The sequence below is a fragment of the Acinetobacter sp. LipI_19 genome (assembly GCF_058242925.1).
On sequence record NZ_JBZAYK010000001.1, the window covers coordinates 2557846 to 2573034 of the forward strand.

17 protein-coding genes are annotated in these 15189 nt (G+C 37.7%); 7 read left to right on the forward strand and 10 right to left on the reverse strand.

The features are described from left to right. Positions 1-17: 17 nt before the first annotated feature. Positions 18-602, forward strand: a complete 585-nt coding sequence (locus tag AC4CVF_RS12470; protein ID WP_336954506.1) for a tetratricopeptide repeat protein — start codon at positions 18-20, stop codon at positions 600-602. 26 nt (positions 603-628) lie between these two features. On the opposite strand, the gene AC4CVF_RS12475 is transcribed toward AC4CVF_RS12470, so the two are convergent. Continuing rightward, entirely contained in the window at positions 629-1540 is a 912-nt protein-coding gene (locus AC4CVF_RS12475) for an NUDIX domain-containing protein (protein ID WP_490789549.1), read from the reverse strand. Positions 1541-1680: 140 nt separating this feature from the next. On the opposite strand from AC4CVF_RS12475, the gene hemP reads away from it, so the two are divergent. After that, positions 1681-1851 (forward strand): hemin uptake protein HemP, encoded by a 171-nt coding sequence (hemP, locus tag AC4CVF_RS12480; protein ID WP_004721884.1) that lies wholly within the window; start codon positions 1681-1683, stop codon positions 1849-1851. A gap of 191 nt (positions 1852-2042) precedes the next feature. Here the strand turns inward: hemP and AC4CVF_RS12485 are convergent, their stop codons facing one another. The 4 genes from AC4CVF_RS12485 to tfpB all read right to left on the reverse strand — a co-directional run bounded on the left by AC4CVF_RS12485 (position 2043) and on the right by tfpB (position 6467). Then, positions 2043-3377, reverse strand: coding sequence for a sensor histidine kinase (locus AC4CVF_RS12485; RefSeq protein WP_490789550.1), 1335 nt, complete (start codon positions 3375-3377; stop codon positions 2043-2045). Positions 3378-3417: 40 nt separating this feature from the next. Then, positions 3418-4083, reverse strand: coding sequence for a response regulator transcription factor (locus AC4CVF_RS12490; protein ID WP_004721888.1), 666 nt, complete (start codon positions 4081-4083; stop codon positions 3418-3420). Positions 4084-4248: 165 nt separating this feature from the next. After that, entirely contained in the window at positions 4249-4608 is a 360-nt protein-coding gene (locus AC4CVF_RS12495) for a NirD/YgiW/YdeI family stress tolerance protein (protein WP_336954503.1), read from the reverse strand. A 101-nt stretch (positions 4609-4709) separates the two neighbouring features. Next, positions 4710-6467 carry a type IV pilus assembly ATPase TfpB gene (gene tfpB / locus AC4CVF_RS12500; protein WP_336954502.1) on the reverse strand — a complete coding sequence of 586 codons (1758 nt, stop codon included), beginning with the start codon at positions 6465-6467 and terminating at the stop codon, positions 4710-4712. Between the two features lie 174 nt (positions 6468-6641). On the opposite strand from tfpB, the gene AC4CVF_RS12505 reads away from it, so the two are divergent. Both AC4CVF_RS12505 and AC4CVF_RS12510 read left to right on the forward strand, forming a co-directional pair. Further along, positions 6642-7901: an MgtC/SapB family protein gene (locus tag AC4CVF_RS12505; RefSeq protein ID WP_490789551.1), complete on the forward strand. Its 1260-nt coding sequence runs from the start codon at positions 6642-6644 to the stop codon at positions 7899-7901. 192 nt (positions 7902-8093) lie between these two features. Next, complete coding sequence (locus tag AC4CVF_RS12510) at positions 8094-9065, forward strand: hypothetical protein (RefSeq protein ID WP_419360358.1); 972 nt, start codon at positions 8094-8096, stop codon at positions 9063-9065. Positions 9066-9214: 149 nt separating this feature from the next. On the opposite strand, the gene AC4CVF_RS12515 is transcribed toward AC4CVF_RS12510, so the two are convergent. Beyond that, positions 9215-9847, reverse strand: a complete 633-nt coding sequence (locus AC4CVF_RS12515; RefSeq protein WP_336954499.1) for a hypothetical protein — start codon at positions 9845-9847, stop codon at positions 9215-9217. A gap of 88 nt (positions 9848-9935) precedes the next feature. Between AC4CVF_RS12515 and AC4CVF_RS12520 the strand changes: the two genes are divergently transcribed. The 3 genes from AC4CVF_RS12520 (at position 9936) to AC4CVF_RS12530 (ending at position 12046) form a co-directional block, all read left to right on the forward strand. Next, positions 9936-10307 carry a DUF3144 domain-containing protein gene (locus tag AC4CVF_RS12520; RefSeq protein WP_336954498.1) on the forward strand — a complete coding sequence of 124 codons (372 nt, stop codon included), beginning with the start codon at positions 9936-9938 and terminating at the stop codon, positions 10305-10307. Positions 10308-10360: 53 nt separating this feature from the next. Beyond that, positions 10361-10765 carry a DUF3144 domain-containing protein gene (locus tag AC4CVF_RS12525; protein WP_336954497.1) on the forward strand — a complete coding sequence of 135 codons (405 nt, stop codon included), beginning with the start codon at positions 10361-10363 and terminating at the stop codon, positions 10763-10765. A 216-nt stretch (positions 10766-10981) separates the two neighbouring features. Further along, positions 10982-12046: an amidohydrolase family protein gene (locus AC4CVF_RS12530; RefSeq protein WP_419328656.1), complete on the forward strand. Its 1065-nt coding sequence runs from the start codon at positions 10982-10984 to the stop codon at positions 12044-12046. Positions 12047-12127: 81 nt separating this feature from the next. Here AC4CVF_RS12530 and AC4CVF_RS12535 read toward each other — a convergent pair whose 3' ends face one another. The 4 genes from AC4CVF_RS12535 to AC4CVF_RS12550 all read right to left on the reverse strand — a co-directional run bounded on the left by AC4CVF_RS12535 (position 12128) and on the right by AC4CVF_RS12550 (position 15184). After that, positions 12128-12544 carry a GlcG/HbpS family heme-binding protein gene (locus AC4CVF_RS12535; protein ID WP_490789552.1) on the reverse strand — a complete coding sequence of 139 codons (417 nt, stop codon included), beginning with the start codon at positions 12542-12544 and terminating at the stop codon, positions 12128-12130. 146 nt (positions 12545-12690) lie between these two features. Next, complete coding sequence (hemL, locus tag AC4CVF_RS12540) at positions 12691-13986, reverse strand: glutamate-1-semialdehyde 2,1-aminomutase (RefSeq protein ID WP_490789553.1); 1296 nt, start codon at positions 13984-13986, stop codon at positions 12691-12693. A gap of 62 nt (positions 13987-14048) precedes the next feature. Further along, positions 14049-14675, reverse strand: a complete 627-nt coding sequence (gene thiE / locus AC4CVF_RS12545; protein ID WP_336954493.1) for a thiamine phosphate synthase — start codon at positions 14673-14675, stop codon at positions 14049-14051. Positions 14676-14800: 125 nt separating this feature from the next. Next, entirely contained in the window at positions 14801-15184 is a 384-nt protein-coding gene (locus AC4CVF_RS12550; RefSeq protein WP_151957026.1) for an Mpo1-like protein, read from the reverse strand. Between the last annotated feature and the right edge of the window lie 5 nt (positions 15185-15189).

Sequence of the window (15189 nt, forward strand, 5' to 3'; positions counted from 1 at the left end):
TTAAATAGGAATTTGTGATGAAACGAAATGTAAGCACAATCGCTTATATTCTAAGTTTAAGCGGACTATTAACTTTGGCTGGGTGTCAAACAACACCCCAACAAAATTCTAAACCGAGCAAATCTGTTGAAAAGCCAAAATCTAAACAACCTGACTATGGGGTTGCTACACCAGATGGGGTAAAAATTACCCCTTATGAACGCCCTGAAATTAAACGTGAAAAAGTTCCTGTCGTGATTGCTCCGCAATCCAAGCCTCAAACGCAAAAATTTGAGGATGGGGAAAATATCCCAGCATTTAAACAGCTCATCCAACAAACTCAAACCGCATATCAAAAGGGCCAATGGGATGAAGCTGAACGTTATGCAATCCATGCACAACGTATAGCACCACAATCGGCACAAGTGTTCTCTTATTTGGCTCAAATTGCCAATCAGAAGAAACAGTATGCGAATGCTGAATCTCTAGCGCGACGTGGTTTAAGTTATGCGCAAAGTCCATCCCAAAAGAAAACCTTTTGGAATGTTATTTTGCAGGCTGCTCAGCAATTAAAAAGTCAACAGAGCATCGCAGAAGCGCAAAAACAGTTACAACGCTTATAACTGTTTAAGCCAATATCTCTGCTCGATTAAAAATTTCGAATCCCAGCAATCCCGTATGCATAATGCTGTTGTGCAATCGCTAAATCAGCTTGGCTTAATCCGCCCAATGCAAAGATGGGTAAATCACAGGTCTTGGCATATTCAGCAAATTTTTCCCATCCAAGCGCATGGGCTTCAGGATGGGTCTGGGTTGCAAATACGGGACTTAAAATCACAGCATCAAAACCCAATGTCTGTGCTCGCTGTATAGACACCAGATCATGACATGCTGCTATACAACGTAGACCGATTGGTAACTGCCCAATGTGTAAATCCATCAATTGATGCTGTTTATAATGTACAGCAGCTATACTTTTTTGAAGATGCTCAGACAACTGTTGCCACAGCTCTATATTGACAATCAAGCGAGATAAGGCATTTGGAGCTAACTGTGAAATTTGTGTTACAGCAACCTGATCTGCAATCGCTCTAAAATAAAAAAATTGCGCGTTGTCATTTGGACTTTTTTCTATGCTCAATGCTGAAAGATTGTCGGAGATTTTAATTTGATGCGACCAGTACAAGCGTTGAATGATCGCTTGATTGGCTTTAGGAAAATTAAGCGCAAATAGTTGATCACGTCCATACCATGTCCAAGGTTTCTGAATATCATGCAAATATTGTTCAGGAACCGTAGCATGAAAAAAATGGAGAAACACTTCAACATCATCATAAACATGATGAATTAGGTCAAAAGCTCGCCATTGCTCGATACCTATTCCAACTTCCTCAAAGATCTCTCGACGACATGCTTCGACAGGTGTTTCCCCTGCTTCAATTTTGCCACCAGGAAATTCATATTTATTACCCTGATGCTGATCTGCATTGCGCCAACCGACCAACACCTTCCCACGATGAAGTAATAAAGCAATAGCCACATGAATATTGGGTTTAGACATAAAAATCGACACCTGAATTTTTAATGAATTGTAAGCAATTATAGAAATTTTATAAATGATAAAAATTATCGTTGACAGATCTATTCGATAATGATTATCATTTAAATCACTTAGACAGCACCCCACACGGAGTAACAATAATGAACGCACCTTTTAGCCTATTCACACGTAACACAGAAGCTCACCAATCTCTTCCGATGTTACATTCAAATAACTTATTTGCATTAGGGCGCGAAATTCGCATCATGCATGCTGGAGAAGAATATCGCTTACGTTTAACACGTAACAATCGTCTAATTTTGACCAAATAACTATAAAAACATTAAGTTAAAACAAAAAACGTGGGAACAAGCAGTATGAATCAGCGCATACTGCTTTTTAATTTTGTCAGTTGAATTTTAATGCTTGTCTTTTGATTTTTATACAACACCCTATCTCTATAAAACAATCCACCAATGAAATGTTAAACATTCAATAAAAATGCCCATTTAATCGCACAGCTTTAACGTAAATAAACACAAACGCTCAAACCACCATATTCGGAAGCAGTAAACTGAATCTCTCCATGATGCAGATCGATCACCTTTTTACAAATTGACAAACCCAAGCCTGAACCTTGTGTTTTGCTCCCCAAAGCTCGGTAAAAACGTTCACCTAAACGATCTAAGATGTCTTGAGGAATACCCTCACCATCATTTTGGATTTCAAAGAAATTACAATTATTTAATGGTCCAATCTGAATATAAATATTGCCCTGTAATGGCGTATAACGAATTGCATTATCGACAAGATTGCGAATACAAATAAACAGTAATTCTTCATTTACATAGACCTGAACATCTTCGCTTTGAATATCAATCTGAATCTGCTTGTCATCTATAAATGGGGCCAAGCTATTTAACACATGCTGAGTCATTTGCCCCAGACTTATCCAAGTCTTCGGTAATTCACTGGCATCCGCTGGATCTAATCGTGCCAAAAGCAAAAGATTTTCAAGGACCAGCGTTCCTCGATTCACATCATTTTGAATACTATTGAGTTGCTGATAAATCTCAGGAACCTCTGCATATTTGCGTTGTAATAACTGCAAACGCATTTGTATCGCAGAAAGTGGCGAACGTAATTCATGTGATGCATCTGCGGTAAAACGTTGTTCAGCAATTAAAGCTTGATCTAGTCGAACAAGCATTTGATTAAGCTGATTAACCATCGGCTCAAGTTCTTTAAATGCAGGTTGTCGCTGAATTAAGCTGAGATCATTGGCATTTTTCTCAGCAATTTCCGTCGAAAGCAGTTGAATGGATTTAAATTGTTTTTTAACTGAGAAATGTAAAATCAGCCATTGCAGCAACCAGAGACTTAATAAAACCAATAAATAGCTGATAAAACTTTGTAATAAGTCTTTAAAACGGACACTTAAGGGCTGTACAACATAGACGCTTAACTGAGAATCTTGATCAATCGCTCTGTAGCTACGTAACAACTTATCCTTTGACCAAATAAATCCATATCCATTTCCTTCATGTTCAGATAGGAGATTGGCTTGACCTTGTTGCAAATCAAATTCGGGTGAGTGGGTCAACATCACCTCACCATTCATCAATCGGTACTGAATATCAAATTCATCACTTAACTCATCCAATTGAAAACCAGAAGTCGCACTTAAATCTGAGATCAGAAGCATAACTGCAACTTCATCCATGATTTCATCTTGTACCTTCATATTGTGATAAATCGAAAGGCTCACCAGAAGTATCAGCGCAAAAATACCTGCCACAATTGAACTTAGCATGGAGGTCTTAATCAGCTTGGTTTGTAGTGATACTGCCTGTGTCATATTCATCCTATTGAAATCATTAAAAGTAATGATGAAATATTCAATCTTGCTCTTTATTCATACGATAGCCCAAGCCACGGATTGTTTTGATCAAATGTCCACCAATCTTCTTACGCAATTGATAGATATAAACTTCAATCGCATTACTTTCAATTTCATCTCCCCAAGCATAAAGTGATTCTTCCAATTGCTCACGTGTCACAATATGTTCAGGCTTTTGCATCAATTTATATAAAATTTGAAATTCTTTTGCGGTGAGATGAACAACTTGCTGATCCTGAAATACCGTTTTCGCTTGAGTATCTAACACTAAATTTTCATATTTTATTTCATGTAAATTTGTGACTTGAGTTTGTCTGAGCTGTGCCCGTACTCGGGCAGATAATTCTTCTAAACTAAAAGGCTTTACCAGATAGTCATTTGCACCGAGATCCAAACCTTGCACACGATCTTGAATACTGTCTCTCGCCGTAAGAAAAATCACAGGAATTTCTGGAAATTGACGTTTTAACAGTTTGAGAATTTCATCACCAGTGGCTTTGGGCAAACCACGATCTAATAAGATACAGTCATATTGATGCTGTTCTATGGCTAAAATTGCATGATCACCACGTTCAACCCAATCTATATTGTAGCCATCCATTTCCAACCAAGATTTAATACTTTCAGCTTGTGAACTATCATCTTCAGCGAGCAAAATTCGCATAGAACCTCTCTCTCCTTTTAGGCAGACAAAGCCTTGATCAAAATAAAATCTGCTGTTTGTTGCTGTTCATACTTATTGAACATAGGTAAAGACCACATGCATACACATGTAGTCTTAGAGAATATAACTAGAATCTGCTGTGATTTGTTTTAATGGATAAAATAATTAAAAATTCACGGCATCCACATCAATTTCTACACGTTTTGTCGGTTTATAATCGATATCGACCTCACCAAACAATGTCACTGTAGCATTTGCCGCGATCGGTTTACCTTGCCATAATTCATCATCAATATCGACAGTAATGCTACCTGTGCTATCACGGAATTGATATTTTTCGTCACCGATTGCTTTGACCACGTTACCACGAAGCTGCACTTTGGTATCATCTTTCAATGTTAAAGCTTGTTTTACTGTGGTTAAACTTGGTGTAAGCGCTGATTGATTTACTGCTGTGTTTGCAGTGGCAAAACTTGTTAAACCAATCAAGCTTGTGGTTAAAATTGTTTTCGCAAGGATGTTCATTGTTGTGTCCTCATATCGGTTCATCGTTTCGATAGAAGCATTAAAACAAACCAACATGAGGTGAATCTTAGGATTTCTTCATTTGCTATTTTAAGTCAAAATTAATTTAAAGGCACAACTCTAAGGACTTCTTCCAGCGTGGTTATGCCTTCTAATACTTTACGTGCACCAGCAATTCTTAATGGTTCAATGCCTTCTTTTTTTGCCTGCATTTTTAAATCATCTAAAGTCACGCCTGCACTAATTCTCTGCTTTGCCTCAAGGCTAATTGGCATAAACTCGTAAATCCCAACACGACCTTTATAACCTGTTTGACGGCATTCCTCACACCCAACTGCTTTATATACAAAATTAGGCATTTTGGTCTGATAGCCAAATGTCAAATGTTTCCACTCTTGTTCATTGATAAAGGTTTCTTGTTTGCAATGCGGACAAAGCTTACGCACTAAACGCTGAGCCAATACTCCCAAAATCGTTGCAGCGGTTAAAAAAGGTTGCACACCTAAATCATGCAAACGTGTCAGACTTGATGGCGCATCATTGGTATGCAGAGTTGAAAGCACTAAATGACCTGTTAATGCAGCCTGAATGGCCATGTTGGCAGTATCTTGGTCACGAATTTCTCCAACCATAATAATATCTGGATCTTGACGCATCAAAGCACGGATACCATCAGCGAAACCTAGCTCAATCCCTTGATTGACCTGCATCTGGTTAAAACTTGGCTCCAACATCTCAATTGGATCTTCAATGGTACAGACGTTCACTTGCTCGGTTGCCAATTGTTTTAACGAAGAATAAAGCGTGGTAGTTTTACCTGAACCTGTGGGGCCAGTCACCAAAATAATGCCATGACTATGTTGAGTTAAAGCATGCCATTGTGCCAATAAATGTTCATCAAAACCTAATTGTTGGAAACTTCGTACCAAAACTTCTGGGTCGAAGATACGCATCACCAACTTTTCACCAAAAGCAGTTGGCAAAGTTGAAAGACGTAGCTCGGTTTCTTGCCCTTTCGGTGTTCGTGTTTTTAAACGCCCATCCTGAGGTTTACGTTTTTCTGCAACATTCATACGGCCTAAAATTTTAATCCGTGAAATAACTGCGGTTAAGGTATTGGCTGGCATATTATAAATTGTATGCAGTACCCCATCGATACGAAAACGAATTTTACCTTTTTCCTTACGCGGTTCTAAGTGAATATCACTCGCCCCTTGCTCAAAAGCAAACTGTAAAACCCAATCGACAAGTTTCACAATATGCTGATCATTGGCATCTGGATTCTGGGTATCACCCAATTGTAAAAGTGCTTCTACACCCTTATTTTCTTTATCATAGGCACTGGATTTTTGTGAGTTGCTGACCGCTTTACTGACTTGATAGTACTCAGTTAAATAACGTTGTAATAACTCAGGATTCAATACTACTTTTTCGATTTTTTTTGGACTTAAACTACGTTCTAAATTATGTACCCAATCCGTTATAAAAGGCTGTGCTGTACCAATCAGAATTTTATCGGCACTGACTTCAACTGCTAAAATTTTATTTCTTATTGCAAACTCTTGTGACATGACATTGGTTAGTGAAGTCACATCGGCCTTTAATGGATCAATCGTAAATGAATTGAGTTCGGCTTTTTCAGCTAACCATTCTGTTAGCGTAGTCAATGTCAGTCTTTTTATTGGATTTTTAGCATCGACGAGCTTAAAGCTGGCAATCCATTGCAAAGGATGCCACTTCAACTGATCGCGTTGTCGATGGGTGGTTTGTACCAATAGTTTTTCACGCTCTGTAATACGACCATCTTTTAATAATTGTTCTAAACACCAAGCTGTATCAATTTCAAAATTAAATTGCATTGTTATATCCCCGAAACTCAATCTACTATAACAAAATTAATTGTTGTATTTCTTGGATTTTCTAAATTCAATAATGTATTTAACGTAAGGCTAAAAAATAAACTTTTGTTTTTCTAAAACTTTGCGATACATTGAAATCATTCTATTAATTCATGGTCTTATTTGGAGAGCACTATGAATTTTATATCGCTATATCCATTTTCATTTGGCTCTTATACTGATTTCCTCACCATCATTGCGGCTGCATTGGGTTGTGGTCTACTTATCGGTCTTGAACGTGAACGAAGTCAGCAACGTGAAAATCAAAATAGTTTTGCGGGTTTAAGGTCTTTTGCTATTTGTGCTTTACTTGGTGCTGTTTGTTTTTTGTTTGGTCCCTATTTTGGCATTGCGGGTGCATTCATTACAGGTGGTATCGTCATTTATTCTTTAAAGAATCAAACTGATGATCCCGGTATAACTACTGAAATTGCATTTATACTCACTTATTTTATCGGTGGAATATGCGTTTGGAATATTTCTTTTGCCGCAGGTTTATCGGTCATCCTCACCGTCTTGTTGATGACCAAACATTCTATGCATGGCATTGCCGGGAAATGGATTACAGAATCTGAATTTAAAGATGGAATTTTCTTACTGGCATTGTTATTAATTGCATTGCCACTGACACCAAACAAAGCTTTATGGGGTGCTGTGCTTAACCCCTATGTTATTTTAAAATTACTCACCTTAATCTTGGCGGTGCAAGCACTTGCACATATTGCCAAACGATTATTGTCATCAAAAAATGCTATGCTGTTGTCTTCGCTTGCTTCAGGTTTTGTTTCCAGTACCGCTACCATTGCCAGCTTAGGATTAGAAGTCCGAAATGGACGTGCAGAAGCCAAAGCCAATGCTGGGGCAGCATTAATGTCTTGCGTGGCAACCCTACTACAACTCATGATTATTGTGATTGGTATCAGTATTACTTGGTTCAAACTCATTGTACTGCCCTGCTTAATCGCTATCGCGATCCTAACCATTTTTGCCTTATGGTTTATGCGTCACACACAACCGATTGAGAATAACCAGCTTGTAGATAGTCGTATGTTTAGTCTAAATGAAGCAGCCATTATTGCAGTGTCGTTAACCTTGATTCAGGCGGGTGTATATGGGCTAAATCTTTTATTGGGTGATGCGGGTTTAATTGCAGGTGCGCTTTTGGCCTCATTATTTGAAATTCATGGCGCTTTGGCCACAATTGTCATTCAGGGAGAACCGAGTAATCACATCTTATCTCTCGCCTTTGTTTTAGGTTTAGCAGCACATGCCATTGCGAAATCGATAAATGCATTTTTAAGTGGTGGCAGCCGCTATGCCTTGATCTTTGCTCCAATTCAAATTTTGCATATGACGATGTTTATTACAGTTTTTGTTTGGGTTCTTCAATATTAAAGCACTTTTTGCAAGGATGAAATTGAAAAGCAGCAAAATTATTTTAAGATTTCGATCAATATATAATTATAAAAATTAAGAGAATTTTAAAATTTCATCAAAAAAATGTTGAAAAAATAAAATGTTGAAATATGATGACAGCGAGAATTTTTATACTCATAAATTTTAATATTTTATAATTTGGAATAATTCATGAAAATTAAATTACTGTCTTTTACCATCATTTCTTCATTATTTTTAACCGCATGTGGAGGTGATTCAGATGCTGGGGATTATACAACAAACAATGAGTCTGAATGGTTTGGATATGAAACTGGCGCTTCAACCCAAGACATTAACCTCTTTACTAAAGTAAAGTTTAGTTTTAACAATAAGCAAATGTACATCAATGGTGAATATAACGTTGATGGTTCAACACAGTTCCTTTCATCTGATCTTTTAAGTGATTATCTAGCAACAGATGGACTCTATGATGCGCCTAAAAGTAAAACTGATTTTGGCTATCAATATGCAACGCTGAAATCGCAAACAGCGACAGTTTGGACATTTACACCTTATTCATCACGTAACTATAACCAATTAGAATTAACTGAAAAATTTGAAACAGTCAACTTAACAGGCAAAGCAATTAGTCCATATATCGATGGATTTGAGCATTATGCTGGCTCAAATATTGCGCTTAGCTCAATAGTTGGCACTTATTCTTCATATTATGTGCAAAAACTTAAAGGCAAAACATTCCCGTCTGGATCAACATGTTTACGATCTATTTCCTCTTCAACAAATATAAGCTTCGCTGATCTTTATTCAGGCTATCGTCTGAATAATTACGACCCATCAAAATATTTTAAAGACGGTTATATTTCAACGGTGCTAGGAAAGTTCAACTTAGATTTATCCCGAGACATGCAACTGAATACATCGGTTGATGCTGTAGCTAAAATCGGCTCTGACTATTACCCAGCAAACTATTATACTGCAGGTGAATATGACATACTTTCAAACAAAATTAAGCAATATGAACGAGATTATCAAGACGCTGTTGCTGAGTTTGGTAAAAACAGTATAAATGCTCAGTTACAAGAAGCTTATCTAAATGGCTTAAAGTCAGAATGTACGCTATTTAACAAAACAGCAAGTGCTGCAATTGATGCTGTAAAATAAAAGATATTCTTTTATATAACACTGACTAAATCTTATTTTTAGTCAGTGTTTAAAATAATTTACTCGTTTCAATTTGTAGCTAGAAAAATAACAAAGTTAAAAATCACAGCAGGTTTAACAAAATCTACAACCTTCTATTTCACAACAGTCTAACGATATTTGCCAAATACTTTCCAGAGATTGTTATCCGCTAAAGGATCAGCATAGCTATCATTTCTTGACTTGCGCGGCTTATCGCGGGCATCCACCAATTCAAAATCTTTTTCAGTGCTCAGCACTAAACCATTCACATAAAATCGTGTTCTCGTATATTCACTTTGTCCAAACTGAAAAATATAGGTTCTTAAATCAATGAACTCACGATGTGCAACCAAGGCAGCGGTATCATCACTGTTTAACCACTGTGACATATTTTTAATTTGGCTGGGTTCAAATTGCCCACATTTCTCTACCAATGCAGCAATTCCACGAAAAGTCTTTGATTCTTTGGCACGGGTTTTATTAATCCGAATCCGATCTACATGAAAGAAAAACAAAGGTAAATTTAAATGGCTAGGTAATTGAGCAACATCTAAAACCTCATCATCCATAAAAGGTTGATACAACATTTGTGCCCTTTCAACCAAACCAAGCCACTGTTTATAGTAGGTATCTACTTCCGATTGTGTCCCATAATAAATAGGCAAACCTTCAACATTGCTCAAGTTTACAGGTGGCCAAATATTTTGACGTAATAATGCAATATCACTTTTCAAGCTTTGTATGGCAATCGCATCTTGCATTATCTACTCCTTGAGTATTTTTTAAGCTTAGGCTATTTGAGTATGCTATAGTTATATCAATGAAACAAGTCTATGAAAAGGAATGATAATGTCCGAAAATAATGATTTTTTTGAAGAATCTGAAGAAGTTGAAGCTGACGAATACTTTTATGAGCGCGCGGATGAATTTATCGCACTTGCCAATCAATTTGCAGATCAAAATCATCAAGTGTCTCACTTGACAGCACACCCGGGAAAGATCAGTGCGTCATTTATGTATGCCAATGCCCGTTATAGCATTTGGCATGCAGCATGCGCCTACCAGCAAGCGCCAGATTTTAAAACAGATCGCCAAGTCATTTTAGACTATTACGTGGAACAATTTAAACTCATGCTTGAAGATCATCTTGATGAATATCAAGAAAATTTTGACAGCTATTTTTCAAATTCAGATACAGAGGAAGTAAAGCGTTTCGTTTAACCTGTGGATTGCCTATAATAGCGCACCAATGAAATACGCTATGTGGAAAAGTCATGTCTCAAAAAATCGATGCTACTGATGTCACCGAAGAAGAAGCCTTAAATGCTGTTTTTTTTGAGCGTGCGGATGAGTTCATCAAACAAGCCAATGAGTTTTGCCGCCCAGCGAAAGGACAGCAACCTAAGCCAGAAGAACTTCGTGGACAAGTCAGCTCAGCAATGCTCTTCGCTACTGCACGTTTTAATACTTGGGTTGCTGCAAACACCTTTAAAGATGGTGATGAAATGCGTGATGCCAAAGAACAAGTCATGTCTTATATATTGCAACAATTCCAAATGATGCTTGAAGACAACTATGATGAGTATTGTGAACAGTTTGAAAATTATCTCCGCTTCCGTAAAAACGAAGATTTTCATACCCACAAACATGATCATGATGACCATGATCATCAACACTAATGTAAGTTAAATCATCTTAGATTGATCTAAGCATTGATAAAATAGCCTCATTAATGAGGCTATTTTTTTATAACAGTTTTGGCAGTCACCCCAAAACAATAAATCAACTGACTCCTTCCAATGGCTCTACTTCATAAATTTTACCAAGCGACAATATTCATCTTTTATAAAATTCATGTATTGTATTTTGATAATAAATAACAATTTGGACGTTATATGCAAGATTTGAATTTTCCAATCATTGACCCACATATTCACCAATGGGATCCCTACAACACCCCTCATGCAGCAGCATTTGCGGTAAAGCTTTTGGGCAAGCATCCATTCCTACTTGATAAAATGGTTCGTTTAGTCAAAGCTAAAGATTTGATTGAAACGGTTGGACTAACGGAACACATTACCCGACCCTATTTACCACAAGACTATAAACATGATCTTGGCTCATATACGGTCGAACAAGTGGTGCATATTGAAGCCAGTTGGGCCAAACAGAAAGGCAAAGGTGTCGTAGGTGAAACAGAATTTATTGAATCCTTACCCTTTAATGAAAATACCGTAAAACTTGGTGGCATCGTGGCTACCGCGGACCCGTGCGATCCTAATTTCAAAAAGATTTTAAAGTTACACCAAAAAGCATCTAAACATTTGCGCGGTATACGCCGCATGGCTTCCTTTCATGAAGATAAAGGTGTGCATAATTGGACGGATCTCCCACACCTATATACTGAGAAAAAGTTCTTAAAAGGCTTTGAACAACTCGCGCAACATAACCTGAGTTTTGATGCTTGGGTGTATTCTCATCAAATTCCCGATGTAATTGAGCTGGCAAAAAAGTTCCCCGAAACCTCAATTGTTTTAGACCACCTTGGTACACCAGCAGGCCTGTTTGGTAAAATTGGACAAAATACAGGCTTATCAAAAACAGCACGTGAAAATATTTTTTATCAATGGCAAGATGCTATTGCTGAATTATCTGCTTATCCAAATGTATATACCAAAATGTCTGGTCTATTTATGCCAGTGCTTGGTCATCAATTTTATAAGAAAAAACAACTGGCCTCTAAGCAACAAATCATTGATCTTGTTGCACCACTAATTCTGCATGCTTTGGAAAGTTTTGGCACCTATCGGGTGATGTTCGCTTCCAATTTCCCAATGGATCGGGTCAATACCAGTCTGGTGAATATCATTGATGCGTTTAGTGATATCGTGATGCAATATGATGAAAATGCACTGGAAAATATCTTCCACCATAATGCCAAACAATTCTATCGTTTGTAATTTTACAAGATAAAAGAGGTGTATACTTAAACACCTCTTCAAACTTATTTACTGATACACATAATTTTTAAGTATAGAATTTTAATTAAATTGAGCAAGAAAGGCTTGAATTGCATGTCGTGCAATTTCAGCATCTTCAAATGATTTCACTCCTGAAATACCCACTGCACCAACCAAATGACCTTGATACAAAATAGGCTCACCACCTTCCAACATCCCTGAGCCGCTCTGCATGGTTAAAAATCCCATTTGACCATTTTTTATAAGGGTCTCATATGATCCTGACGGTCTACGACTTAATGCAGAGCATCTGGCTTTGTCCAAACAGAAATTCGACGTCAATGCAGAAGTACCGTCCATACGCTTCATTGCCAATAAATTGCCCGTTTCATCAACGATGGCAATACTGACATTAAAAGCATGATCAATTGCATATTGATGTGCTTTATTCAATAAAAACTCTGCATCAGATAAGGTTAAATAGTGTTTGGTTTGCATATTTTCTTCCTGAATTATAATGTCTAAAATCACAAAAAAAGCCTGTAGTCTAAGGACTACAGGCTTTTATTCTAAATCAAACTTGATTCAAAAAGACTGTCCATTCTGCTCATTTATTCAAGCAATCGAAGTGGTCTTAAATCCCCTTAAGCTTGCATTTCAGCAAAGACTTGTTTAGCCATATCAATGGTAAACTGAATATCTTCATCACTGTGTGCAGCTGAAATAAAGCCTGCCTCAAATGCAGATGGAGCAAGGTTTACACCACGATTTAACATCCCATGGAAGAATTTACGGAATGCTTCAATATCGCATTTTAAAATATGGTCAAAACTGCTAATTTCGGTTTGATCAGTAAAGTAAAGACCAAACAAACCACCCGCTTGTTGAGTAAAGAATGGGATTCCAGCTTCATCTGCAGCCGCTTGTAGACCTTGTAATAATTGATCTAATTTTGCAGACAAATCGCTGTAGAAGTTAGGTTGGCGAAGGGTTTCAAACATTTTGATCCCTGCTCGCATAGCCAAAGGATTACCCGACAAGGTTCCTGCTTGGTAAACCCCGCCTAAAGGCGCGATACATTCCATGATTTCACGTTGTCCACCAAATGCACCAACTGGTAATCCAGCACCAATGATTTTACCCAAAGTCGTTAAATCAGGTTTTACATTATAATATGCTTGCGCACCACCGAGTGCTACACGGAAACCTGTCATCACTTCATCAATAATAAATACTGATTTGTATTGATCACATTGCTCACGAATCGTTTCTAAGAAACCTGTGATTGGTTTAACCAGATTCATATTTCCAGCAACAGGTTCAACAATTACCCCTGCAATCTCTTGACCATATTTCGCAAAACAAGCTTTAACAGCTTCAATATCATTATATGGCAAGGTCACCGTATGCTTGGCAAAATCAGCAGGTACACCCTTTGATGTTGGCTCACCCATGGTCAACATGCCTGAACCCGCTTTAACTAATAAAGAATCTGAATGTCCATGATAGCAACCTTCAAATTTCACAATCATGTCACGACCTGTATAACCACGTGCCAAACGAATAGCCGTCATGGTTGCTTCAGTACCTGAGTTGGTCATACGGACCAATTCAATTGATGGCATGATTTCACAGATCAAATCAGCCAGTGTGGTTTCATGTACCGTCGGTGCACCAAAGCTTAAACCATCAACCGCTGCTTCTTGAACTGCTTGGATAATATCAGGATGTGCATGACCTAAAATCATCGGCCCCCAAGAACCCACATAGTCCACATAGCGCTTGCCGTCGACATCGTATAAATAAGCACCTTTGGCTTTTTCGATAAATACTGGCGTACCACCCACCCCATTAAACGCTCGTACTGGAGAATTCACTCCACCTGGAATATGTTTACTGGCTTGTTTAAACAATTGCTCTTGTTTTGGAGATAGGCTCATAAATCGACTCAATCCTGTAGAATACTAAAATTTCAAAATGATATAAAAAATCACGATACAAATTAAGATTTTGCAGTTTCTGCAAATAACTGTGCCCAAGCTGCGACACGGGCAGGAATATTTTCAACTGATAAAGCTAATATATCACTAATCACAGCGCAAAGGTCAGCACCAGCCTCAATCACAGCTTGAGAATTTTCAACTGTTAAACCACCAATAGCACAAATAGGTAAATCAAACTTTTCAGATGCCTGCTGTAATGTCGCTAGGCCAATATTCCCTGCTTCAGGTTTGGTCGATGTTGCATAAATTGCGCCAAAGGCCACATAGCTTGCCCCTTCAGCGATTGCTTTTTCAGCCAACTCAATTGAGTTTAAGCAAGTCCGCCCAATGATGACACCGTGTGGTAAACGTTGCACTGCATCTGAAATTTCACCATCAGACTGCCCAAGATGAACACCTAAACTAAATTGTTCAGCTAAATCTAAATCATCATTAATCAAAAATGGTGTCTGATAGTTTTCACACAGTTGCTTGATCTGCTTCACTTCATTTGCTTGGTCAGATTGAGCTACTTTTTTACGGCGATACTGAAGAATAGCGACTTGCTTAGTGCTTAAAGCAGCTTCGAGTTTTTCTAATAATAATTGGATTGGATCGTCGTTGGTAATCAGGTAAAGGCCGCGCATTCAATATTCTCAAACAATCAAATAAATGGATTATAAGCAAGTTTTCTCAGCGAAGACGTGACAAAAACAAAAAAGCTTAGAAATCTCTAAGCTTTTATGTTTAATTTATTACTATACTGACAAGATTAGCTCTCAATTTTATCTAGACTACGGTCTTTTAAACTTAAATTGCCACGTACAATATCGGAAAGCATACGCCAGTCTGAAATAAAACTATAAAATGGTTGCTTAAAACTTGCTGGCTTATTTTTCTCAAATACAAAATGCCCCACCCAAGCACATGCATAGCCTGAAAGCAGTCCATAGACCACGTATTTTGCTTTACGTTGACGAATTGCCTTGCTAAAAAAATAAATACCGACACTACTTCCAGCTGCATGCAAACGGCGACTCATCATGCTACGGTGTTCAGTTAAATAAAAACGATAAAATTCTGAATAGTTTTTAATTGGTAATTCAAACTTCGGGTTTTGCTCTAATTCCGATTTAGGCTCAACATACGCGTTCATGATCA